Below are 23,186 nucleotides of genomic sequence, written 5' to 3'. Positions count from 1 at the left end.
ATTACTTTATGCGAGTCGATACAACATCGGACTCACCCAGCTGGACAAAAGTCTTTGAAATCACTGACGAGCTAAATGGCTTGAGTGAGATTCTTGAGAAGAAATATCCCTCCCTCGACTGGGAACTTGCAGTCTGCATGCGATGCCTGCCTCAGGGGCTCGAGCGGAAAACATTTTGCCGTTACTACACCAAAGACAAAATGTTCGGCCTGGACATCGCTATGGACGAGGAAGATTTCATCCCGTACAAAAAGGATAAGGCCGCTCAACGTAAATTAATCGGCGCAGCGTTTTTTGAGTTTTTTGTTGAGAGCATTAAAAAATACGAAAAAAAGCTCCCCAATCTTCAGCCGGTTTCAGAACAACTGATCGCCGATGTGAAGCAATGGTGTACCGAAAACGAATGGGTAGCCTGAAATCCCAAAAAAGGCTACGGGGTGCCCCACAAAAAATGGGCACCCAACCCCGTCGGCGTGCCCATTTTTCCTACCACCCCGCCCCCTTCGAGACGGTAACGCTCTTACGCGTTAACAGTGTCTTTCAGCGATTTACCCGGCTTGAACGCAACCGTGTTGCTGGCCTTGATTTTCACCGGCTCACCGGTTTGAGGGTTTTTGCCAGTGCGAGCGCCACGGTGGCGTTGCAGGAAGGTGCCGAAGCCAACCAGGGTGACGCTGTCCTTGCGGTGCAGGGCGCCTGTGATTTCTTCGAGAACGGCGTTGAGGACGCGGTTGGCCTGTTCTTTAGTGAGATCGGCTTTTTCAGCGATGGCGGCTGCGAGTTCTGGTTTACGCATAAGTGAAGCCTCTTTGACGGTTTTTTGTTGTTATGTCCGTGCTGCTCTCTTCTGGAGCAGCGCCCAAAGCGCCGCAGGCTCTACTCTGCGGCAGACGGGAGTGAGGATGGCATGCCCTCGCACGCTCCGCCAGTCTAGCGGCGACCTTTCTGGAGGGAAAAACGTGCTTATTCCGACAGAACGACCGGTATTTACGCCAGCAACGGCGGAAGTTCTTTGTTGAGGGCCAGTTTTTCCATCACGGCGCTCCCAGTCAGTGCGTAACCCAGCAGGCGACCGCTGGCGTCACGGCACAGGGCCTTGATGTCGGCGCCCTCGCCTTCGACGCTCCAGACACCTTCGGTGCCTCGTGGCGGTGGCGACACCACCAGCGGGCAGATCGGGGTTTTCACGGTCACCGGCATTGGGCCGTAGCTGACGGCGGTGGCGTTTCCGGCCAGGGTCTGAGCCAGGGCGCGGGCGCAGCTCATCAGCGGCATCACGTACAGCAGGTTCAGGCCGTCGACCTCGGCGCAGTCGCCCAGGGCGTAGATGTTGGCGTGGGAGGTCTTGAGGTGGCGGTCCACCATGATCCCGCGATTGGTCTGCAGGCCCGCGGCGGCGGCCAGGTCGACGCGGGGGCGCAGGCCGATGGCCGAGACCACCAGGTCGCAGGCGATCACTTCGCCGTCCGACAGGTGGGCTTCCAGGCCATCAGCGTTGCGTTGCAGGCGATTGAGCACCGGGCCCAGGTGGAAGCGCACGCCGAGGCCTTCAAGGCCTGCCTGTACCGCAGCAGCGGCGGCCGGGTGCAGCAGGGTCGGCATGACCTGCTCGCACGGCGCCACCAGGTCGATTTCATAACCGCCCAGGATCAGGTCATTGGCGAACTCGCAGCCGATCAGGCCGGCGCCGAGCAGCAGCACGCGGCGCTTGCCGGCAGCGGCGGCACGAAAGCGTGCGTAGTCTTCAAGGTCGTTGATCGGGAAAATCAGGTCAGCCGCATCGCCTTCAACCGGCACACGCACGGTTTCGGCGCCCCAGGCCAGGATCAGGTCGCGATAGGCCACCGCTTCTTCGCCGATCCACAGGCGTTTGTGGCCGGGGTCGATGCCACTGACGCGAGTGTGGGTGCGCACTTCGGCCTTGAGTTGCTCGGCCATGGCACCGGGTTCAGCCATGCTCAGGCCATCGGCTTCCTTGTTCTTGCCAAAGCCGGTGGAGAGCATGGGCTTGGAGTAGGAGCGCCCATCATCGGCAGTGATCAGCAGCAATGGGGTCTCGCTGTCGAGCTTGCGAAACTCCCGGGCCAGGTTGTAACCGGCCAATCCGGTGCCGATGATCACGACAGGTGCGTTCATTCCTTTCTCCTTGTAGTACTTTTCTGAAAACCGAGAATCAGCCGATCTCGATCATTTCGAAATCCATTTTGCCCACGCCGCAGTCCGGGCACAGCCAGTCTTCCGGGACGTCTTCCCAACGGGTGCCAGGCAGAATTCCATCATCCGGCCAGCCGTCTTTCTCGTCATAGATCAGGCCACAGACTACACATTGCCACTTCTTCATCACTTGCTTCCTCAGGGTCAGGCATCTTGGCCGACGGTCGATAGACCCGCGTTGCCGTGCGGCTCAGGGCGTTTTGTACTGATGGTGGCCGGCAGATGCAAGCGTGATCGACGCAAACAGCCGGTTGCGTCCGGCAAAAACCCTGATCGCCATGGTAAGCTCGCCGCCTCTTTTGCTGCCGATACTGACTCACCGTGCCGCACTCAATCGACCCTGCCGATGCTTGCCAATGGTTGACCCAGAGCCTCCTGGCCCCTGTACCCACGTCCTTGACCCTCAATTGGCTGTTCAACGAAGACTCGCTGACGCGGCGGTTGACGTGGCTGTCCAACGACGGTTTCAGCGTCACGCCACTGTTCGAAGGCTGGCAGCCGCTACGCGATGACGAATGTGCCGCCCTGGCGCTGGCGCCGGCCAGTATCGGTTGGGTGCGCGAGGTGTATCTGCGTGGGCATGGCCAGCCGTGGGTGTTCGCACGCAGTGTGGCCGCACGCGGCGCTCTGCAGGGCGACGGCCTGCATATGGATGAGTTGGGCAGCCGGTCCCTGGGCGAACTGCTGTTCTGTGACCAGGCCTTCACCCGCCAGGCCATCGAAGTGTGCCATTACCCTCGGCACTGGTTGCCAGCGGCCGATCAGGTCGACGGGCTGTGGGCACGCCGCTCACGCTTTGATCGCGGGCCACTGAGCGTGCTGGTCGCGGAGGTCTTCTTGCCCAGTTTCTGGCACGCTCTGCACGCCCATCCGGAGAATTGCTGATGTATCAACGTCTGCTCAAGTCCCTGAACCACCTGAACCCCAGGGCCTGGGATTTCATTCAGTTGACCCGCATGGACAAGCCCATCGGCATCTACCTGCTGTTGTGGCCGACGCTGTGGGCGCTGTGGATCGCCGGCAAAGGCTCGCCCTCTTTAATCAATATCGTGATCTTCGTGCTGGGCGTGGTGCTGACTCGCGCCGGCGGCTGCGTGATCAATGACTGGGCCGACCGCAAGGTCGACGGCCACGTAAAGCGCACCGAGCAACGCCCACTGGTCAGCGGCAAGATCACTTCTAAAGAGGCACTGGTGTTTTTTGCGGTGCTGATGGGCATCAGTTTCCTGCTGGTGCTGCTGACCAACGCCACCACTATCCTGCTGTCCCTCGGTGGCCTGGCGCTGGCGGCGAGCTACCCGTTCATGAAGCGCTACACCTATTACCCGCAGGTGGTGTTGGGGGCGGCGTTTTCCTGGGGCATGCCGATGGCGTTCACCGCCGAGACCGGCAGCCTGCCTGCCACCGCGTGGCTGCTCTATATCGCCAATCTGCTCTGGACGGTCGGCTACGACACTTATTACGCGATGACCGACCGGGATGACGACTTGAAGATCGGTGTGAAATCCACCGCCATTTTGTTTGGTGATGCCGATCGCGTGATCATTCTGACGCTACAAGGGCTGTCGCTGGTGTGCCTGTTGCTGGCGGGTGCGCGATTCGAGTTGGGTGGCTGGTTCCACCTGGGTCTGGTGGCCGCGGCGGGCTGTTTTGCCTGGGAGTTCTGGTATACCCGGGACAAGGACCGCATGAAGTGCTTCAAGGCGTTCCTGCACAACCACTGGGCGGGGTTGGCGATATTTGTCGGGATTGTGCTGGATTACGCGTTTCGCTGAGGTTTTTGTGCCGGCTGTCGCGACCTCATCGGGGGCAAGCCCCCTCCCACAGTTGGAATGTGTTCGCCTGTAGGAGGGGGCTTGCCCCCGATGCTTTCAGTGGCGCCGCGTGATCAAGGTTTGGCGACCTTCCAGGCCCCGTCCATTTTGCCCTCACCGGTCATGTCGCCCGCTTTCTTGTCCATGATGAAGGTATAGAGCGGCTTCCCGCTGTATGCCCATTGGCTTTTTTGATCGTCACGGGTGATGACGGTCCATTTACCCATAGGCTTGTCGGTGGATTCGGCCATCAGTGGGGGCCAGTTGGTGGCGCACTTGTCGTTGCACATGGACTTGCCATCGGCGTCCTTGGCAAAGGTGTAGAGCGTCATGCCCTTGTGATCCACCAGCATCCCGTCTTTGGTCATCGCCGGCTCCGCCGCGAACGCCAGGCCCGGCAGCGTCAATGCCGCCGTCACCAGCAGGGCTTTCCAGGAAATCGTGCTGTAAGTCATCGGAACCTTCCTTTTGTGGTTGTCAGGATTCGGACTCAAAGCGTAGTCCAGAGAGGCGGGAATTGCCCGAGCGACTAAATTACTGTCACACGACTGCAATAATTCCGTTATCTAATGCGGCGCAAGACAGTTAAATGACAAGAGGATTTTCGAGCATGGTTGGCAGGAGCATTCTGATTGTTGACGACGAAGCGCCCATCCGCGAGATGATCGCCGTTGCGTTGGAAATGGCCGGCTACGACTGCCTGGAGGCGGAGAACTCCCAGCAGGCCCATGCCATTATCGTCGACCGCAAGCCGGACCTTATTCTGCTGGACTGGATGCTGCCCGGCACCTCCGGCATCGAACTGGCCCGCCGCCTCAAGCGTGACGAACTGACCGGGGACATACCGATCATCATGCTCACCGCCAAGGGCGAAGAGGACAACAAGATCCAGGGCCTGGAAGTGGGTGCCGATGACTACATCACCAAGCCTTTTTCCCCACGGGAACTGGTCGCACGCCTGAAAGCCGTACTGCGCCGTGCCGGGCCTACCGATGGCGAAGCGCCGATTGAAGTCGGCGGCCTGCTGCTGGACCCGATCAGCCATCGCGTGACCATCGACGGCAAGCCGGCCGAGATGGGCCCCACCGAATACCGCCTGCTGCAATTCTTCATGACCCACCAGGAACGTGCCTATACCCGTGGCCAATTGCTGGACCAGGTGTGGGGCGGCAACGTGTACGTGGAAGAGCGCACCGTGGACGTGCATATCCGTCGCCTGCGCAAAGCCTTGGGCGATGCCTACGAGAATCTGGTACAAACCGTGCGCGGTACTGGTTACCGCTTCTCTACCAAGGGCTGAGCCAATCGCAGCCTGACTTAACAGCTGACAAGGACGCATGTTCAAGTGAACCAAAACTGGCATGGCACCCTGATCCGCCACATGCTTTTGCTGATCACCGGCTGCCTGCTGGTTGGCCTGGTCAGCGGCTATTACGGCTGGAGCCTGGCAGTCGGCATTGCCCTGTACCTGGGCTGGACCCTCAAGCAACTGCTGCGCCTGCACGAATGGCTGCGCCAGCACAAACCCGACGAAGCACCTCCCGATGGCTACGGCCTGTGGGGCGAAGTGTTCGACAGCATCTACCACCTGCAACGCCGCGACCAGCGTGTGCGCGGGCGCCTGCAAGCGGTGATCGACCGGGTGCAGGAGTCCACCGCCGCGCTCAAGGACGCAGTGATCATGCTCGACAGCGACGGCAACCTGGAATGGTGGAACCGCGCCGCCGAAACCCTGCTGGGCCTCAAGACGCCCCAGGACAGCGGCCAGCCGGTGACCAACCTGGTGCGCCACCCGCGCTTCAAGGAGTACTTCGAACAGGAGAACTACGAAGAAGCCCTGGAAATCCCCTCGCCCACCAATGACCGCGTACGCATCCAGCTGTACCTGACGCGCTACGGCAACAATGAACACCTGATGCTGGTGCGCGACGTCACCCGCATCCATCAGTTGGAACAGATGCGCAAGGACTTCGTCGCCAACGTCTCCCACGAGTTGCGTACACCGCTGACGGTGATCTGCGGCTACCTGGAGACGCTGCTGGACAACGTCGACGAGATCAACCCCCGCTGGAGCCGGGCCCTGCAACAAATGCAGCAGCAAGGTTCGCGCATGCAGACACTGCTCAACGACCTGCTGTTGCTGGCCAAGCTGGAGGCCACCGATTACCCGTCGGACAACCACCCGGTGGCGGTGCAGAGCCTGTTGCAGACCATCAAGAACGACGCCCAGGCCCTCTCCGGCCAACGCGGGCAGCAGATCACCCTGGAAGCCGACCCGGCCGTATTGCTCAAGGGCAGCGAAGGCGAGTTGCGCAGCGCGTTTTCCAACCTGGTGTTCAACGCCGTGAAATACACCCAGGACAAAGGCAATATCCGCATCCGCTGGTGGGCCGACGACCAAGGCGCGCACTTGAGCGTGCAGGACTCCGGCATCGGCATCGACGCCAAGCACCTGCCGCGCCTGACCGAGCGTTTCTACCGTGTCGACTCCAGCCGCAATTCCAACACCGGTGGCACCGGGCTCGGCCTGGCGATCGTCAAACACGTGCTGCTGCGCCACCGCGCACGCCTGGAAATCAGCAGCGTGCTGGGACATGGCAGCACGTTTACCTGCCATTTTCCGCCGGCGCAGATGACGCGTTCGCGAGCCCTCAGCAACGACGAGTAATCCAAATACACCACGGGCCTAAATGTGGGAGGGGGCTTGCCCCCTCCCACAGGGGACCGGTGTTGTTTTAGAGAGTGCATTCCAAGCCCCGCCCGGCAGTGGGCACTAGGCAAGCGCCCCGTCAGCCGCTACATTGGCCGACTTGCGCCTGCCTTTCAGGCCCACCTGCCACCCCTTACTGAACATACGGAACCTGCAAAACCCCATCATGGACCCTTCCCCTGGTATCACCCTCGCGACACTCTTCGCCGACTTCGGCATGATTCTTTTTGCACTGGTCCTGGTACTGCTCAACGGTTTCTTCGTTGCGGCGGAATTTGCCATGGTCAAGCTGCGCGCCACCCGGGTCGAGGCCATCGCCCACAAAAACGGCTGGCGCGGGCAGATCCTGCGCACCGTGCACAGCCAGCTCGACGCCTACCTGTCGGCCTGCCAGCTGGGTATCACCCTCGCCTCCCTGGGCCTGGGCTGGGTCGGTGAGCCGGCCTTCGCGCATATCCTCGAGCCGCTGCTGGGCGCCGTGGGCGTCGAGTCGCCGGAAGTGATCAAGGGCGTGTCGTTCTTTGCGGCGTTCTTCGTGATTTCCTACCTGCACATCGTCGTTGGTGAGTTGGCGCCCAAGTCCTGGGCGATTCGCAAGCCCGAGTTGCTGTCGCTGTGGACGGCGGTGCCGCTGTACCTGTTCTACTGGGCCATGTACCCGGCGATCTACCTGCTCAACGCCAGCGCCAACGCCATCCTGCGCATCGCCGGCCAAGGCGAGCCTGGCCCACACCATGAGCACCACTACAGCCGCGAAGAGCTCAAGCTGATCCTGCACTCCAGCCGTGGCCAGGACCCGAGCGACCAAGGCATGCGTGTACTGGCCTCCGCCGTGGAAATGGGCGAGCTGGAAGTGGTGGACTGGGCCAACTCCCGGGAAGACCTGGTGACCCTGGACTTCAACGCCCCGCTCAAGGAAATCCTCGCGCTGTTCCGTCGTCACAAGTTCAGCCGTTACCCGGTGTATGACGCGGTACGCAACGAATTCGTGGGCCTGCTGCACATCAAGGACCTGCTGCTGGAACTGGCGGCCCTGGACCACATCCCCGAGTCGTTCAACCTGGCCGAGCTGACCCGCCCGCTGGAGCGTGTGTCGCGGCACATGCCGTTGTCGCAGCTGCTGGAACAGTTCCGCAAAGGCGGCGCGCACTTCGCCCTGGTGGAAGAAGCCGACGGCAAGATCATCGGCTACCTCACCATGGAAGACGTGCTGGAAGTACTGGTGGGCGATATCCAGGACGAACACCGCAAGGCCGAGCGCGGCATCCTGGCCTATCAGCCGGGCAAGCTGCTGGTACGTGGCGATACGCCCCTGTTCAAGGTCGAACGCCTGCTGGGCGTGGACCTGGACCACATCGAAGCCGAAACCCTCGCCGGCCTGATCTACGACACCCTCAAGCGGGTGCCGGAAGAGGAGGAAGTGCTGGAGGTTGAAGGTTTGCGCATCATCATCAAGAAGATGAAAGGGCCGAAGATCGTGTTGGCCAAGGTGCTGCTGCTGGATTGACCGTCAATTGCCCAATGCAAAGTTGGGCAATGCACCGACCGGCTGGTTGAACTCATACGGAATCGAGACCAGCCCCGCCTCGGTGGCGCGCTGCACCACAAAATGCAGATGCGGCCCGCTGCTGTTGCCGGTATTGCCCGACAGCGCCAGCGGACTGCCCACCGCCACACGCTGACCGACCCGGACGCTGACCGAACCTTGCTTGAGGTGCAGGTAGACGCCCTCGGTGCCGTCGTCGTGGCGCACCCTCACGAAATTCCCCGACGCATCGCTGCCTCGCCCGGCCTGCGCGTTTTCGGTCTTCACCACCATTCCACTACGCGCCGCAATGATCGGCGTGCCTTCGGGCATGGCGATATCCATGGCGTAGCGACTTTTGGCGTCGGTGTGGCTGAAGCTGCCGTTGGGGCCTTGGGTCATGCGGAAGGGGCCGCCACGCCAGGGCAAGGGGTAGCGGTAGGCTTGTTGTGCACGATTGGGCCCGGGCACGACAAGCATCGGTCGCTCAACCTTGCGCTCCTGGATCACAAACACCTGGGCGCCAGGCGTATGCCGGTCGCTGATAAACACCAGGCCATTGGCATCGACGGATTTGTAGAGGGTCATGGCCTGGGCCGACATAGCGACCATTGCCAGCCCGCAGCACAGCAAAAAGCGCATGAGCATGGCGTGAACCTGCCGGGATGACTGAACGGCAGGTTAGCGCGGTTTGATGACAACTTCAGGCAGGCAGCCCGTTGAAACAAATATCCACGTTCATTTGGGCAGCCGCCGACAAATTGACCAAGGCATCCAGGGAGAGTTTGTCGATCTTGCCCGTGAGAACGTCGTTAAGTCGGGGCTGACTGATCCCCAGTCTTTGCGCCGCATCTTTTTGAGAAAGCTCCCAGCTGCGAATGGTTTGGCACAGCTCCAAAAGCAATTTTGAACGCAGCCGCATATTGGCAGCTTGCTGGGGTGTCTCTTCCAGAGCGTCCCAAACAGAGCTGAAACGCTCGCCGTAAACTTTTTGATTTGCCATGGGCTCACCCTAACTCCTGCAATCTGGCGCGAGCCAGCTCGATATCACGCCCTTCGGTTTTCTGTGAGGTCTTGCGCAGCGCGTGCAACACATAGATGGCCTCTGGCCGGTTGACCACATAGAACACCCGAAAAGCACCCGATTCTTCAGTGATCCGGATCTCACTGACGCCCCTCCCAATGGTCTTCATCGGCTTGCAGTCAAAGGGTTGCTCACCCTGCTGCAAGAGATCCAACTGAAAACCCACTGCCCTCCGAGCATCGAGCGGAAACGCTTTGAGATCCTTGAGCGAGCTTCCTAGAAACACCACATCCTTGTGCCTTGGCATTGGCTTCTCTTCTCCTTTCATGGAAAGAAAAAGCGTAATCGACGATTCGGCCAAGGGACGTGGAGGTTTGTTTCAAGGCATAGCAAAGGCTCGATAACACCGGAGCGTTATCGAGAGACTATATCGAAACAGATATAAATCAAGGCAGGCACCGGGAATCAGACAGTCGGTCGGTTCCCGGCAATCAGGGAGTCACGCACCCGGCACAAAATGCTTCTGTGCTGTACCGCGCGCAATCAGGCGGGAGATGTAGTCGAGCTTCTGCGCATCCTGGTCGATAAACCGGAAGGTCAGTTGCAGCCAATCGCTGTCCGGCTTCGGTTCAAAGGCGACGATGGCGTGCAGGTAGCCATTGAGGCGGGCCACTTCGGCGTTGTCGCCTTGTTCCAGGTCGAGCACGGCGCTTTCCAGTACCTGGGGCAGGACTTCGCCGCGACGCACCACCAGCAGCGCTTCCTTGATGCTCAGCGCCTTGATCACGCATTGCTGGGTGCCGCTGGACAGGCGCAATTGGCCCTGGCCACGACCACCCGCCGGCGCAGCCGCTACCGGGGCCTGCACCGGTGGGCTGTTGAGCAAGCCTTTGTTAGGCGCAGGCGCAGCAGCAACAGGAGCCGCACGTGCCACTTCGGGTTTGCCGCCGGTCAGGGCGCTCAAGGAATCGTTGCCGAACGCCGAGTTCATCTTGGTCGGCGCGCTGGCGACCAGGGCGTCGAGGCGGCCGATCTTGTGCAGGGCCTGCTTGACCTTGTTCAGCAACTGTTCGTTGGTGAACGGTTTGCTGACGTAGCCTGAAACCCCGGCCTGGATAGCCTGGACTACGTTTTCCTTGTCGCCACGGCTGGTGACCATCACGAACGGCATGGCTTTGAGGTGAGGCTGCTCGCGGCACCAGGTCAACAGCTCAAGGCCGGACATCTCCGGCATTTCCCAGTCGCACAGCACCAGGTCGAAGGTCTCGCGCATCAGGATGGCCTGGGCCTTTTTGCCGTTCACCGCGTCTTCAAGCTTGATCCCGGGGAAGTAATTGCGCAGGCACTTCTTCACCAGGTCGCGGATAAACGAGGCGTCATCCACCACCAATACACTGACTTTACTCATCGACCCTTCATCCTATAAAAACTTCGGCACGCAAGACGCCTGACTGATGGCATTTTGCCAAAAACTCTGCAGTCACGTTGGGACTTTCTTGTGTCCCCTCGCTGAAAAATTCGCGCCCGCAAACAAAAACGCCCGACCAAAGGCCGGGCGTTAATTTCTCGGGCAACCTTACTTATCGTCAGGTACGCCCGGAACATTAGGGATTTGATCGACTGAACCTTCAACTTCGGCCTTCATGCGCTTGAGGCCCATGTGCCGTACGTCAGTGCCGCGCACCAGGTAGATCACCAGTTCGGAGATATTGCGCGCATGGTCGCCAATCCGCTCCAGGGAGCGCAGCACCCAGATAATGCTCAAGACCCGCGAGATAGAGCGCGGGTCTTCCATCATGTAGGTGGCCAGCTCACGCAGCGCGGTCTTGTACTCACGGTCGATGACCTTGTCGTACTGGGCCACCGACAGGGCCAGTTCGGCGTCGAAGCGGGCAAAGGCGTCGAGCGCATCGCGCACCATGTTGCGCACCTGGTCACCGATGTGGCGCACTTCCACGTAACCGCGTGGCGCTTCGCCTTCTTCGCACAGCTGGATAGCGCGGCGGGCGATCTTGGTGGCTTCGTCGCCGATGCGTTCCAGGTCGATCACCGACTTGGAGATGCTGATGATCAACCGCAGGTCGGACGCCGCCGGCTGGCGACGGGCGAGAATGCGCAGGCATTCTTCGTCGATATTGCGTTCCATCTGGTTGATCTGGTCATCGATCTCACGCACTTGCTGGGCCAGGCCCGAGTCGGCCTCGATCAGCGCGGTGACCGCATCGTTGACTTGCTTCTCCACCAGCCCGCCCATCGCCAGGAGGTGGCTGCGCACTTCCTCGAGCTCGGCGTTGAACTGCGCGGAGATGTGGTGGGTAAGGCCTTCTTTGCTAATCATGTTGGCGTCCTTGGAGCGTCCGGTAAGGTGCGGAGAACCGCAGCGTCAGTGCAATCAGAACCACAGCTTCCTAGCCGTAGCGACCGGTGATGTAGTCTTCGGTCTGCTTCTTCGCCGGATTGGTGAACAGGGTATCGGTGTCGCCGAATTCCACCAGTTTGCCCATGTACATGAACGCGGTGTAGTCGGAAACCCGCGCCGCCTGTTGCATGTTGTGGGTCACGATAACGATGGTGAACTTGGACTTGAGCTCGTAGATCAGTTCTTCGACTTTCAGCGTCGAGATCGGGTCGAGTGCCGAGCAGGGTTCGTCGAGCAGCAACACTTCCGGCTCCACGGCGATGGTGCGCGCGATCACCAGGCGCTGTTGCTGGCCGCCGGACAGGCCGAGGGCCGAGTCGTGCAGGCGGTCCTTCACTTCGTCCCACAACGCCGCGCCTTTCAAGGCCCACTCAACCGCTTCGTCGAGGATGCGCTTCTTGTTGATGCCTTGGATGCGCAAGCCGTAGACCACGTTTTCGTAGATGGTCTTGGGGAACGGGTTGGGCTTCTGGAACACCATGCCCACGCGGCGACGCAACTCGGCCACATCCTCACCCTTACGGTAGATGTTGGTGCCGTAGAGGTTGATGGCACCGTCCACGCGGCAACCGTCCACCAGGTCGTTCATGCGGTTAAAGGTACGCAGCAGCGTGGACTTGCCGCAGCCCGACGGGCCGATGAAGGCGGTCACGCGCTGCTTGGGGATGTTCATGCTGACGTCGAACAGCGCCTGTTTTTCACCGTAGTACAGGCTCAGGCCCGGTACTTCGATGGCCACGGTTTCCTGGGCCAGGCTCAGGCTCTGCTTGTCGCGACCCAGGGCAGACATGTTGATGCCGTGGGTGTGGGTGTCTTGTTGCATGGGATGCTCCCTGTGCTGTTGTGTGGGAGGGGGCTTGCCCCCGATGGCAGTGTGTCAGTCAGCACATCTGTTTCTGATCCGCCGCTATCGGGGGCAAGCCCCCTCCCACATTTATTCTGCGTTCACTTATAAATCAGCTATCCAGCGCCTTGTACTTTTCGCGCAGGTGGTTACGGATCCACACCGCCGACAAGTTGAGCGTGGCGATCACCAGCACCAGCAGCAGCGCGGTGGCGTACACCAGCGGCCGCGCGGCTTCGACGTTGGGGCTCTGGAAGCCGACGTCATAGATATGGAAGCCCAGGTGCATGATCTTCTGGTCCAGGTGCAGGTACGGGTAGTTGCCGTCCAGCGGCAGCGACGGCGCCAGTTTCACCACGCCCACCAGCATCAGCGGCGCCACTTCACCGGCGGCGCGGGCCACGGCGAGGATCATGCCGGTCATCATTGCCGGGCTGGCCATCGGCAGCACGATCTTCCACAGCGTTTCCGCCTTGGTCGCACCCAGCGCCAGGGAGCCCTCCCGCACGGTGCGGGGAATCCGCGCCAGGCCTTCTTCGGTGGCCACGATCACCACCGGCACCGCCAGCAGCGCCAGGGTCAGCGAGGCCCACAACAGGCCCGGCGTACCAAAGGTCGGTGCCGGCAGGGCTTCGGCGAAGAACAGGCGGTCCACCGAGCCCCCCAATACATACACGAAGAAGCCCAGGCCGAACACGCCGTAGACGATGGCCGGTACACCGGCCAGGTTGTTCACGGCGATGCGGATGATGCGCGTCAGGGCGTTCTGCTTGGCGTATTCACGCAGGTACACCGCCGCCAGCACGCCGAACGGAGTGACGATCATCGCCATAATCAGGGTCATCATCACGGTGCCGAAGATGGCCGGGAAGATCCCGCCTTCGGTGTTGGCTTCCCGTGGGTCATCGCTGAGGAATTCCCAGACCTTGCTGAAGTAGAAGCCGATCTTGGTGATGGTGCCCATGGCGTTTGGCTGGTAGGCGTGCACCACTTTGCCGATGCCGATTTCCACTTCCTTGCCGTTCGCATCGCGTGCCGTCAGGGCGTCGCGGTTGAACTGGGCGTGCAGGTCGGCCAGGCGGGCTTCGATGTCCTGATAACGGGCATTCAGCTCGGCGCGGTCGGCGTCCATATCGGCCTGGGCGGCGGCGTCGAGCTTGCCTTCCAGTTCCAGTTTGCGGCCATGCAGGCGGATACGTTCGAGGCCGGCGTTGATCGCGCCGATGTCGGACTTCTCCAGAGTCTTGAGCTGGGCAGCCAGCTTGTTGACGCGGTCCACACGAGCCTGCAGCTCCGGCCAGGCAGCCTCGCCTTCGGCAATGACCTTGCCATCCTGCTTGACGTTGACCAGGGTGCCGTAGAAGTTGCCCCACTCACGCCGCTCGATGGTCATGAGATTCGCTGGCGTGGTCTGGTCCTTGAGCCACTCGCCGACGATCCAGGTGAAGTCGTTGCCGTTCAGGTCACGGTTGCCGACCTTGATCAGCTCGCGGGTCATGAACTCCGGGCCTTGGTCCGGCACCGGCAGGCCGGCGCTTTTCAGGCGCTCGCGGGGCACTTCTTCCTTCTGCACCACTTCGCCGATGACGATATGGTTTGCCTGGCCCGGCACGCTGTAGTTGGCCTGGATCAGGTCGGCCGGCCAGAAGTGGCCCAGGCCACGCACGGCAATCACCGCCAGCAACCCAATAGTCATGATGACCGCGATGGACACCGCGCCACCGCTGATCCAGACACCGGGGGCGCCGCTCTTGAACCATCCATTCAGGGAGTTCTGTTTCACAGACTTCTACCTTTCTTAAAGCGACGAGTATTTCTTGCGCAGACGCTGACGGATCAGCTCGGCGAGGGTGTTCATGATGAAAGTGAACAGCAGCAGTACCAGCGCCGAGAGGAACAGTACGCGGTAGTGACTGCCACCCACTTCCGACTCGGGCATTTCCACCGCGACGTTGGCCGCCAGTGTGCGCAGGCCTTCGAACAGGTTCATCTCCATCACCGGGGTGTTACCGGTGGCCATCAACACGATCATGGTCTCACCGACAGCACGGCCCATGCCGATCATCAGCGCCGAGAAGATGCCCGGGCTGGCGGTGAGGATGACCACGCGGGTCATGGTCTGCCACGGCGTGGCGCCCAGGGCCAGGGAACCCAGGGTCAGGCCGCGTGGCACGCTGAACACGGCGTCTTCGGCGATGGAGTAGATGTTCGGGATCACCGCGAAACCCATGGCCAGGCCGACCACCAGGGCATTGCGCTGGTCGTAGGTGATACCCAGGTCGTGGGAGATCCACATGCGCATGTCGCCGCCGAAGAACCAGGTTTCCAGGTACGGGCTCATGTACAGCGAGAGCCAGCCCACGAACAGGATCACCGGGATCAAAATCGCGCTTTCCCAGCCATCCGGTACACGCAGGCGCAGGGATTCAGGCAAGCGGCTGAAGATGAAGCCGGCCACCAGGATGCCGATCGGCAACAGCATCAACAGGCTGAAAATCCCCGGTAGATGCCCTTCCACATACGGCGCCAGGAACAGGCCGGCGAAGAAGCCGAGGATCACCGTCGGCATGGCCTCCATCAACTCGATCACCGGCTTGACCTTGCGGCGCAGGCTCGGGGCCATGAAGTAGGCGGTGTAGATCGCGGCGGCAACGGCCAGCGGCGCGGCCAGCAGCATGGCGTAGAACGCGGCCTTCAAGGTGCCGAAGGTCAGCGGGGCCAGGCTCATCTTGGGTTCGAAGTCGGTGTTGGCGGCGGTCGACTGCCAGACGTATTTAGGCTCGTCGTAGTTTTCGTACCAGACCTTGCTCCACAGCGCGCTCCAGGACACTTCCGGGTGCGGGTTGTCGAGCATCAGTGGTTGCAGCTTGCCGCCCGCCTCCACGATCACGCGGTTGGCTCGTGGTGACAGGCCGAACACGCCCTGGCCGTCGACCACCGGGTCCACCAGCAAAGTGCGGTGAGCGGTGCTGTGGAATACGCCGAACTTGCCGGACGCGTCGAGGGCGGTGAAGCCTTTGCGGCGCTCTTCGGCGGTGATTTCAATGATCGGCGTGGCGCCCATCTGGAAGGTACGGATCTGCTTGAAGCGCTGCTCGCCATCCGGGTCGCGGGCCATGAACCACTGGGCCAGGCCGCCCTTGGAGTTACCGATGATCAGCGAGATACCGCCCACCAGCTGGGTGCTCGCGGTGACTTCAGCATTGCCATCTTCCAGCAGTTTGTAGCGTCCATTGAGGCTCTTGTCGCGCAGGCTGAACACATCGGCCAAAGCACGGCCGTTGATCACGTACAGCCATTGCTGACGCGGGTCGATGAAGATCGCCTTCACCGGCTCGGTCATTTGCGGCAGCTCGATACGCTTCTGCTCGCTGGTGAGTTCGCCGGTCATCATGTTTTCTTCGCGGCTCAGGGACAGCACGTTCAAGTGCGAACCGGCGGAGCCTGCCACCACTAGGGAGGAGTCCGTGGCGTTGAGGGCCACGTGTTCCAGCGGGCGGCCGGCGTCATCCAGCACGATCGGCGTTTCACCGTAGGGGTATTCGATCGCGGGGGTGATGGTTTTCTTGCCGTCCGGGTAGGACACCTTATAGGTGTGGCGGAACACCAGGGACTGGCCGTTGGACAGACCGAGGATCACCAGCGGGCTGCCGGGTTGGTCTTCGCCGATAGAAGCAACACTGGTGCCGGCGGGCAGGGGCAGGTCGACACGCTTGAGTTCGGCACCGGTCTCGACATTAAAGAACAGCGCCTGGCCCTTGTCGGAAACCCGCATGGCGACTTGGTTCTGTTCTTCGAGGGAGATCATCAGCGGCTTGCCGGCGTCCTGGATCCAGGCCGGGGTCAGGGCGTCTTCCTTGGTCAACGAGGCGCCCTGGAACAGTGGCGCGACCACATAAGCCAGGAAGAAGAAAATCAGGGTGATGGCGCCGAGGACGGCGAGGCCGCCGACCAGCACGTACCAACGGGTCAGGCGATCCTTGAGCGCGCGAATGCGGCGCTTGCGTTGCAACTCAGGCGTATTGAAGTCAATGCGCTTGGGGGGAGAAGTCGTCGTCATGGTGGAATTGGCCAGATCATTCATGCGCACACCCTAGCGATCCTGTATGACAGAAAGATGACAGTGCAGTGACGCAACAAATCCGCCGCGAAGCAAGGCTGGCAGCGGACTAGAAAATTCGGATGCGGGGCCGGTACGCCGGCCCCGCAGAGGCAATCAGTTGCCTTCTTTCAGACCCAGGTCAGCCAGGGCCTTGGCGGCGACTTTGGCTGGCAGTGGGATGTAGCCGTCTTTCACGACAACTTCCTGGCCCTGTTTGGACAGAACCAGCTTCACGAACTCGGCTTCCAGCGGGGCCAGAGGCTTGTTCGGGGCTTTGTTGACGTACACGTAGAGGAAGCGCGACAGCGGGTATTTGCCGTTCAGGGCGTTTTCTTCGCTGTCTTCGATGAAGTCAGTGCTGCCTTTCTTGGCCAGAGCCACGGTCTTCACGCTGGCGGTCTTGTAGCCGATGCCCGAGTAACCGATGCCGTTCAGCGAGGAGCTGATCGACTGCACGACCGACGCCGAGCCGGGTTGTTCGTTCACGTTTGGCTTGTAGTCGCCTTTGCACAGGGCTTCTTCCTTGAAGTAGCCGTAGGTGCCGGACACCGAGTTGCGACCGAACAGTTGCACCGGCTTGTTGGCCAGATCGCCGGTCACACCCAGGTCGCCCCAGGTTTTCACGTCGGCTTTGCCACCGCACAGGCGAGTCGAGGAGAAAATCGCGTCGACTTGTTCCATGGTCAGGTGCTGGATCGGGTTGTCCTTGTGCACGAACACCGCCAGGGCATCCACGGCAACCGGAATCGCGGTTGGCTTGTAGCCGTACTTCTGCTCGAAGGCCGCCAGTTCGGTGTCCTTCATCTTGCGGCTCATCGGGCCCAGGTTGGAGGTGCCTTCAGTCAGCGCAGGTGGCGCGGTGGCGGAGCCGGCAGCTTGAATCTGGATGTTGACGTTCGGGTATTCCTTTTTGTAACCCTCGGCCCACAGGGTCATCAGGTTAGCCAGGGTATCGGAACCAACGCTGGACAAGTTGCCCGACACACCAGTGGTCTTGACGTACGCCGGGATTGCCGGATCAACACCAGCGGCCACCGCGTTGGCGGTCGCAACGCCAGCAGCGACAAAAGTCATTGCCGCCATCAAACGTTTCAGTTTCATGCCTTGCTCCTAGCAGATTGGGATAATTGGATCGGGGCCAAGTATCGGGAGGCCGTGTGAACACTCTATGTCTGGAATGTGACAGTTAGATGAAAGGCCACTATTGGGTGAGGATTTGCATTTAAGAAGAAATTTTCAGAAATGCCGGCCTGAGCGGGAAGATAAGTGTGATAAGGCTCTGGCTTGAAACCATGCTGCAATTGCTGACCGGAGATTTCCCACAGCTTTTTAGGGTTGTCGCTCGGAACTGGCCTTAATAACCTCCTCCTGCCGCTGCAAATTCAGCGACCGGGACTGCAAGCCCGCCGAAACTATGTTGGGAGTTCATAAGCGCCTCTATAATCGGAGCGCTTTTATGGCCGTCGCTTTATGGCGGCTGTGTGCGGGAGACCTTCGGGTCTGCCGGGATGCTCCTAACCTCGGTCTTGCAGACCCGCGCACAGCTGCCACCCATCATCTGCAAGTGATGCTGGCCGCTCCCATTTTGTTAGGAGCTTTTACGATGATCAAAGATAGCCCCAATCCCCCGCTCAATTCGGCTCCACTGCACGCAGACGCTCACAGAGCCATCAATTCCAATCCGACACGTTCTGCTGAATCCACCCTATCTGCTGATGGGCTTTTTACCGTGCGTACAGATCTGGATGCCGAGACCCTGCTGGCAAACGCGTCCCAGGATCTCACCTCGGTACAAGTCTTGGCTGCAAATTTGGCGTTCGAGGTCGACGGTGCTGCGCGAGACGTGGCGCTGGGAATATGCCGGATGCTTGAGGGAATTCAGTTATTGGTAGATCGGACGCTGGATCAATTTGAAACTCAAAACCCGATGGCAAAATTATGAAATCCGCTCCGGTCCAAAGCCTGGTTAAAGTCTGAGCGATTCACGGCGAACCTTAGGTTGACAAAAAAAAACCAAAGCATAGTCTTGTCAACCTAAGGAGACCTCACATGATCAATGACCGAATTCGCCGCGCAAGGTTATTGCGTGGCATGTCGCTAGAAGCACTGGCACTGCATCTCGGTGACATAACCAAGCAAGGCCTGAGCAAATATGAAAAAGGGCTGAGTACCCCAAACTCTCAGCGTCTTTTGCAATTAGCAAAGGCACTGGACGTGAGCCCGGAGTATTTTTTCCGCACTCAGGCACTCCCACTCGCGCCGCTCGAGTTCCGTAAGCTTGCGAAGATGCCTCAGTACCGTCAGGTTCAAGTCGAGGAGCAGATTCGAGAGCATCTGGAACGCTATATATCTCTTGAAGAGTGTTTCGACCCAGGAGATATCAAGACTGCCGAAACCCCAGCGCAAATGCTCCCTGTGTCCTCCTTAGAAGAAGCGGAACGAGCGGCGGATGAGCTCCGGAAGTATTGGGATATAGGCGAGGACCCTATTGCTCATCTGACTGAGCAGTTGGAAGAGCACGGCATCAAAGTGGTGATGCTGGATGGTCCTGATGATTTTGATGGCGCTTGCGCAGCCACCAATGACGGCGAACATGTGCTGATCGCTCTAAATGCTCAGAGAGCAGGTGAACGAATTCGCTTCACCGCTGCTCACGAATTGGGTCACTGGGTGATGAAATTGCCTGATGATATGCCCGAGCGCGATAAAGAAAATTGCTGTCACCGCTTCGCTGGGGCTTTCCTTTATCCAGCTAAAAGCGTGACCGGAGATTTTGGGAATCACCAACGCTCCCGTGTCCACCCTAGAGAACTATTGATTGCTAAGCGCCAATATGGGCTCTCAATGCATGCAGCGCTCCGTCGATTGAAGGACCTTAAGCTATTAGGCGAAGGCGGCTTCAAGTCCCTGACTATTCAGTTCAGTAGCAATGGCTGGCGCAAAGCAGAACCTGAACCATTACCTTGCAAACCACCTCAGCGTTTTGAGTCTCTCGTTTTCTGGGGGTTAGCGGAAGGTCTGATCACCAAATCAAGAGCGGCCGAGTTGCTGCGTCGCCCGGTGAGAGCTCTAGATCCCAATTTTCTGGGCTCATTGGAGAGTGCATGAGCCTTATCTATATCAGAGACACCAACATCTGGATTGATTTCAGGAATGCGGGATTGCTGGAGCATATATTCAGGCTGCCACTCACTTTCTGCTGCACCGACTTTGTCATGCACGAGCTTGAGGATTTCCCCCATGATGAACTACTCACCCAAGGGTTGGTTGTCGAATCATTTGACGAGGGAGGAGTGAAAAAACTCTTAGGGCTTAAGGTCGAACACAATAATAGTTCCTTAGCCGATGTTTCTTGCTACCTACTAGCACAAACAACCGGAAGGCCGTTACTCACTGGCGATGGAAAACTACGTCGTCAGGCCATTCGGGATGGACTACAGGTACACGGCGCACTTTGGCTGCTCGACCTAATGGTCGAGCATCAAGTCCTCAATGCTATTGACGCAGCAACGGCGTTGGAGCATATGCTAACTGATGGCGCCCGCTTACCAGCATCAGAATGTCAAATAAGGCTCTTAGGTTGGAGACCTATATGAAGCGTAAGCGATCCATCACCTACACATTCAAAGCCTCAAGTTGAAATCTGATGCTGTGCTCCCGATCCTTTTCTGGAGCCATTCCGTCATGATGCGACCCGACGCCAAAGTCGAAAAAGTCTACCTCTACCCCAAGCCCGTGGATTTTCGAAAATCCATTGATGGCCTCGCCGCTCTGGTCGAGCTGGACATCAAAGTGGCGGTGTTCGACCCTGTGCTTTTCGTCTTCCTCAACAAGCCACGCAACCGAGTGAAGATATTGTATTGGGAGCGCAACGGCTTCTGCCTCTGGCTCAAGCGCCTCGAATCCGAGCGTTTTAAAACTTCGCCCGATGCCAGCGACGAGGCGATCGTCCTGACGGTCCAGGAACTCAACTGGTTACTCGATGGTTTTGACCTTTGGCGCAACCGCCCTCATCAGGTTTTGACCCCACGCTACGTAGCCTGACCCGGTATAATCCGGGCCATGATTTCCCTGCCCGACGACCTTCCTGATGATCCTGTTTTGCTCAAGCAACTGCTGCTTGAGGCACTCAGTCGCCAGGAAGAAGTGGCCCAGGCTTATCAAACCCACATCGTCGACCTGAGAGAACAGATCAAGTTGCTGCGCGACCGCTTGTTCGGGCGCAAGTCCGAACAGACTGTCGAGCCCAACACGCCGCAACTGGCGCTGTTCAACGAGCCCGAAAGCGAGCCGATGCCGCTCGTTGATGACCCCAACGAAGAAGCCGTTGCGCCGACGCAGCGCCGTGGCAAACGCAAGCCGTTGTCGGCCGATCTGCCGCGTATCGAAGTCATCCACGAACTGCCCGAACACGAACTGACCTGTGCATGCGGTTGCCGCAAACACGCCATCGGCGAAGAGACCAGCGAGCAACTGGACATCGTGCCGATGCAGATCCGTGTCATCAGGCACATCCGCAAGGTCTACGGTTGCCGGGGCTGTGAAACTGCACCGGTCACGGCTGACAAGCCTGCCCAACTGATCGAAAAGAGCATGGCCAGCCCCAGCGTGCTGGCGATGCTGCTGACTACCAAGTATGTCGATGGCTTGCCGTTGCACCGGTTTGAAACCGTGCTCAGCCGACATGGCGTCGAGATTGCGCGCCAGACGCTGGCGCGCTGGGTGATCCAGTGCAGCGAACACTTCCAGCCACTGCTGAATTTGATGCGCGACCGCTTGCTGGAAAGCCCGGTGATCCACTGCGATGAAACGCGCGTCCAGGTGTTGAAGGAGCCGGATCGTGACCCGACCAGTCAATCCTGGATGTGGGTGCAGGCCAGCGGCCCACCGGACAAGAAAGTCGTGCTGTTCGACTACACCTCCAGCCGAGCGCAGGACGTGCCGTTGCGCTTGCTGGACAGTTATCGCGGCTACGTGATGACCGATGATTACGCGGGCTATAACGCCTTGGCGTTGCAGCCGGGCGTGGAACGTCTGGCATGCATGGCCCATGCACGCCGCAAGTTCGTGGATGCGCAAAAAGTGCAGCCCAAGGGTAAAACCGGGAGGGCAGATATCGCGCTGACGATGATCAACAAACTGTACGGCATCGAACGCGAATCCAAAGACGCCAGCGATGAACAACGGTTTATCGCTCGTCAGGAAAAGAGCTTGCCGATCCTGGCCCAACTGAAAAGCTGGCTGGCTAAGACCCAGCCGCAAGTCACGGCGCAAAGTGCACTGGGTAAGGCCGTGCATTATCTGGCGAACAACTGGAGCCGGCTGGAGCGTTACGTCGAAGCCGGTTTTTTACCCATAGACAACAACGCCGCTGAAAGAGCGATTAAGCCGTTTGTAATAGGACGCAAGGCATGGCTGTTCAGCGATACGCCCAAGGGTGCCACGGCCAGCTCCCAGATCTACAGCCTGGTCGAGACCGCCAAGCTCAACGGCCAGGAGCCCTATACGTGGCTGCGCCACGTACTGGAGCGGTTGCCGTATGCCTCGACGGTCGAAGACTACGAAGCCTTGCTGCCGTGGAACTGCTCACCGGAGATGCCACGGTAAACCGTTGACCCACCTTGGGATAGGTGGGGTTTATGGAGCGCATACTATGAAGCTCAACCCGGATACTGAATATCCACCCAGCGGTTGTAAACATCACCATACTCACCTTCCAAAGCAGAAAACTTAGTTTCAAAAAGCTCCATGGCTTTGATTGCGTCAGCTGACGGATAACTCATGAAGCGATACCCCGTCATTACCCTAAATTTGAAATATCCGAATCCGTCTGAAATTATTCGACTGAGATGAGCCAAATGAATTGAGTCCCTTTCATCGGCGCCTCGGAAGTCTCGCTCCATCGGCATTCCAACCCCAATGCAGTCAGCATGATGTATATGACTAGCGTTCGAGTATTCATGTAGCAACGCTGCATAACCTTTAAACAACGGGTCGCCACTATTCGTGAGACCGGCAATCAAACCAGTGAACCCCCATCTGCGCTCAAGTTCTTGACGAGTTTTTCTATCATATTTCTGATTTACTTCAGCTCTTTTTTCTGGCGAAATTAAAAGATCCTTGATGGGTTTCCACTCTCGGTCATCAGGATTCGTCACAGAATTCAAAAGCTCTTGAGCCTTACTATCGTTTTTCAATAATGAAATTTCAAAAAGGTCAGTATCAAACTCTTCAATTCGCCGCCTAAAACTCTCACGCGACTGGAGTATATACAATACTTTCAGTGTACCCTCGCACACCGAACGCATGATTACATCCGCATCCCAAAGTTGACCGTAAGCAGACAATAAAAATGCGCTTTCCGTAGATCGCGCTGTCGCCGATAAAAGCTCACCGAGAACTTGCCGTTCTCGCTTGCTGAATTCAGAAAAAGCTGACACTGGAACCATTAGTGGCAGCAACTCCCTCATTAACAAAACCGCTTTTTCGGACCACTCTTTCTGAATTTTAATTAGTACTTCCGTGTACATAGAC

General features: G+C 59.0%; 25 protein-coding genes. 11 read left to right on the top strand and 14 right to left on the bottom strand.

The window, feature by feature from the left end; all coding sequences use genetic code 11:
- Window positions 1–8 precede the first annotated feature (8 nt).
- Complete coding sequence (locus NL123_RS00610) at window positions 9–416, top strand: Imm44 family immunity protein (RefSeq protein WP_058424277.1); 408 nt, start codon at window positions 9–11, stop codon at window positions 414–416.
- 104 nt (window positions 417–520) lie between these two features.
- On the opposite strand, the gene NL123_RS00605 is transcribed toward NL123_RS00610, so the two are convergent.
- The 3 genes from NL123_RS00605 to NL123_RS00595 form a co-directional block, all read right to left on the bottom strand.
- Window positions 521–796, bottom strand: a complete 276-nt coding sequence (locus NL123_RS00605; RefSeq protein ID WP_003176958.1) for an HU family DNA-binding protein — start codon at window positions 794–796, stop codon at window positions 521–523.
- 191 nt (window positions 797–987) lie between these two features.
- Window positions 988–2,136 (bottom strand): NAD(P)/FAD-dependent oxidoreductase, encoded by a 1,149-nt coding sequence (locus tag NL123_RS00600; protein ID WP_494357043.1) that lies wholly within the window; start codon window positions 2,134–2,136, stop codon window positions 988–990.
- A 37-nt stretch (window positions 2,137–2,173) separates the two neighbouring features.
- Complete coding sequence (locus tag NL123_RS00595) at window positions 2,174–2,341, bottom strand: rubredoxin (protein WP_015886569.1); 168 nt, start codon at window positions 2,339–2,341, stop codon at window positions 2,174–2,176.
- A 194-nt stretch (window positions 2,342–2,535) separates the two neighbouring features.
- Here NL123_RS00595 and NL123_RS00590 point away from each other — a divergent pair, with 194 nt between their 5' ends.
- Window positions 2,536–3,099 (top strand): chorismate--pyruvate lyase family protein, encoded by a 564-nt coding sequence (locus NL123_RS00590; protein ID WP_248485383.1) that lies wholly within the window; start codon window positions 2,536–2,538, stop codon window positions 3,097–3,099.
- Window positions 3,099–3,989: a 4-hydroxybenzoate octaprenyltransferase gene (gene ubiA / locus NL123_RS00585; protein ID WP_248485385.1), complete on the top strand. Its 891-nt coding sequence runs from the start codon at window positions 3,099–3,101 to the stop codon at window positions 3,987–3,989. Before NL123_RS00590 ends, ubiA begins: the two co-directional genes overlap by 1 nt.
- Window positions 3,990–4,102: 113 nt before the next feature.
- Here the strand turns inward: ubiA and NL123_RS00580 are convergent, their stop codons facing one another.
- Entirely contained in the window at window positions 4,103–4,483 is a 381-nt protein-coding gene (locus tag NL123_RS00580; RefSeq protein WP_071494653.1) for a COG4315 family predicted lipoprotein, read from the bottom strand.
- A gap of 155 nt (window positions 4,484–4,638) precedes the next feature.
- Here NL123_RS00580 and phoB point away from each other — a divergent pair, with 155 nt between their 5' ends.
- From phoB to NL123_RS00565, 3 genes are all read left to right on the top strand, one after another.
- On the top strand, window positions 4,639–5,328 hold the full coding sequence (gene phoB, locus NL123_RS00575; RefSeq protein WP_003176964.1) for a phosphate regulon transcriptional regulator PhoB: 690 nt from the start codon (window positions 4,639–4,641) through the stop codon (window positions 5,326–5,328).
- 81 nt (window positions 5,329–5,409) lie between these two features.
- Complete coding sequence (gene phoR / locus NL123_RS00570; RefSeq protein WP_494358359.1) at window positions 5,410–6,696, top strand: phosphate regulon sensor histidine kinase PhoR; 1,287 nt, start codon at window positions 5,410–5,412, stop codon at window positions 6,694–6,696.
- 208 nt (window positions 6,697–6,904) lie between these two features.
- The gene (locus NL123_RS00565) at window positions 6,905–8,245 is read left to right on the top strand and encodes a hemolysin family protein (RefSeq protein WP_058424283.1); all 1,341 of its coding nucleotides are present in this window, start codon (window positions 6,905–6,907) and stop codon (window positions 8,243–8,245) included.
- A 3-nt stretch (window positions 8,246–8,248) separates the two neighbouring features.
- On the opposite strand, the gene NL123_RS00560 is transcribed toward NL123_RS00565, so the two are convergent.
- The 9 genes from NL123_RS00560 to NL123_RS00520 form a co-directional block, all read right to left on the bottom strand.
- Window positions 8,249–8,911 carry a M23 family metallopeptidase gene (locus NL123_RS00560; RefSeq protein ID WP_248485386.1) on the bottom strand — a complete coding sequence of 221 codons (663 nt, stop codon included), beginning with the start codon at window positions 8,909–8,911 and terminating at the stop codon, window positions 8,249–8,251.
- A 55-nt stretch (window positions 8,912–8,966) separates the two neighbouring features.
- On the bottom strand, window positions 8,967–9,266 hold the full coding sequence (locus NL123_RS00555) for a helix-turn-helix domain-containing protein (protein WP_058424285.1): 300 nt from the start codon (window positions 9,264–9,266) through the stop codon (window positions 8,967–8,969).
- A gap of 4 nt (window positions 9,267–9,270) precedes the next feature.
- The gene (locus tag NL123_RS00550; protein ID WP_248488281.1) at window positions 9,271–9,594 is read right to left on the bottom strand and encodes a type II toxin-antitoxin system RelE/ParE family toxin; all 324 of its coding nucleotides are present in this window, start codon (window positions 9,592–9,594) and stop codon (window positions 9,271–9,273) included.
- A gap of 192 nt (window positions 9,595–9,786) precedes the next feature.
- Complete coding sequence (locus tag NL123_RS00545; RefSeq protein WP_248485387.1) at window positions 9,787–10,695, bottom strand: response regulator; 909 nt, start codon at window positions 10,693–10,695, stop codon at window positions 9,787–9,789.
- A gap of 168 nt (window positions 10,696–10,863) precedes the next feature.
- Window positions 10,864–11,625: a phosphate signaling complex protein PhoU gene (gene phoU / locus NL123_RS00540; protein WP_058424288.1), complete on the bottom strand. Its 762-nt coding sequence runs from the start codon at window positions 11,623–11,625 to the stop codon at window positions 10,864–10,866.
- A 70-nt stretch (window positions 11,626–11,695) separates the two neighbouring features.
- A complete protein-coding gene (gene pstB / locus NL123_RS00535) occupies window positions 11,696–12,529 on the bottom strand; it encodes a phosphate ABC transporter ATP-binding protein PstB (protein ID WP_025856391.1) in 834 nt (277 codons plus the stop codon).
- A gap of 133 nt (window positions 12,530–12,662) precedes the next feature.
- Complete coding sequence (gene pstA / locus NL123_RS00530) at window positions 12,663–14,333, bottom strand: phosphate ABC transporter permease PstA (protein ID WP_248485388.1); 1,671 nt, start codon at window positions 14,331–14,333, stop codon at window positions 12,663–12,665.
- A gap of 15 nt (window positions 14,334–14,348) precedes the next feature.
- Window positions 14,349–16,382, bottom strand: a complete 2,034-nt coding sequence (locus tag NL123_RS00525) for an ABC transporter permease subunit (RefSeq protein WP_494358358.1) — start codon at window positions 16,380–16,382, stop codon at window positions 14,349–14,351.
- Between the two features lie 384 nt (window positions 16,383–16,766).
- Window positions 16,767–17,753, bottom strand: coding sequence for a phosphate ABC transporter substrate-binding protein PstS (locus NL123_RS00520; protein WP_016978637.1), 987 nt, complete (start codon window positions 17,751–17,753; stop codon window positions 16,767–16,769).
- Window positions 17,754–18,255: 502 nt separating this feature from the next.
- On the opposite strand from NL123_RS00520, the gene NL123_RS00515 reads away from it, so the two are divergent.
- The 5 genes from NL123_RS00515 to tnpC all read left to right on the top strand — a co-directional run bounded on the left by NL123_RS00515 (window position 18,256) and on the right by tnpC (window position 22,259).
- The gene (locus NL123_RS00515) at window positions 18,256–18,594 is read left to right on the top strand and encodes a DUF6124 family protein (RefSeq protein WP_494358357.1); all 339 of its coding nucleotides are present in this window, start codon (window positions 18,256–18,258) and stop codon (window positions 18,592–18,594) included.
- A gap of 107 nt (window positions 18,595–18,701) precedes the next feature.
- Complete coding sequence (locus tag NL123_RS00510) at window positions 18,702–19,760, top strand: helix-turn-helix domain-containing protein (RefSeq protein ID WP_494357042.1); 1,059 nt, start codon at window positions 18,702–18,704, stop codon at window positions 19,758–19,760.
- Window positions 19,757–20,248: a PIN domain-containing protein gene (locus NL123_RS00505; RefSeq protein ID WP_494357041.1), complete on the top strand. Its 492-nt coding sequence runs from the start codon at window positions 19,757–19,759 to the stop codon at window positions 20,246–20,248. The genes NL123_RS00510 and NL123_RS00505 overlap by 4 nt, the downstream gene beginning before the upstream one ends.
- Window positions 20,249–20,336: 88 nt before the next feature.
- Window positions 20,337–20,696, top strand: a complete 360-nt coding sequence (tnpB, locus tag NL123_RS00500) for an IS66 family insertion sequence element accessory protein TnpB (RefSeq protein WP_027912621.1) — start codon at window positions 20,337–20,339, stop codon at window positions 20,694–20,696.
- 18 nt (window positions 20,697–20,714) lie between these two features.
- A complete protein-coding gene (gene tnpC, locus NL123_RS00495) occupies window positions 20,715–22,259 on the top strand; it encodes an IS66 family transposase (protein WP_494357040.1) in 1,545 nt (514 codons plus the stop codon).
- 53 nt (window positions 22,260–22,312) lie between these two features.
- Here the strand turns inward: tnpC and NL123_RS00490 are convergent, their stop codons facing one another.
- Window positions 22,313–23,182 carry a hypothetical protein gene (locus tag NL123_RS00490; protein WP_494357039.1) on the bottom strand — a complete coding sequence of 290 codons (870 nt, stop codon included), beginning with the start codon at window positions 23,180–23,182 and terminating at the stop codon, window positions 22,313–22,315.
- Window positions 23,183–23,186: the final 4 nt, after the last annotated feature.

Source organism: Pseudomonas sp. FBCC-B1565 (assembly GCF_059133265.1).
Note: the sequence above shows the minus strand (reverse complement) of the source record. Positions and strands in the feature narration are given on the sequence as shown.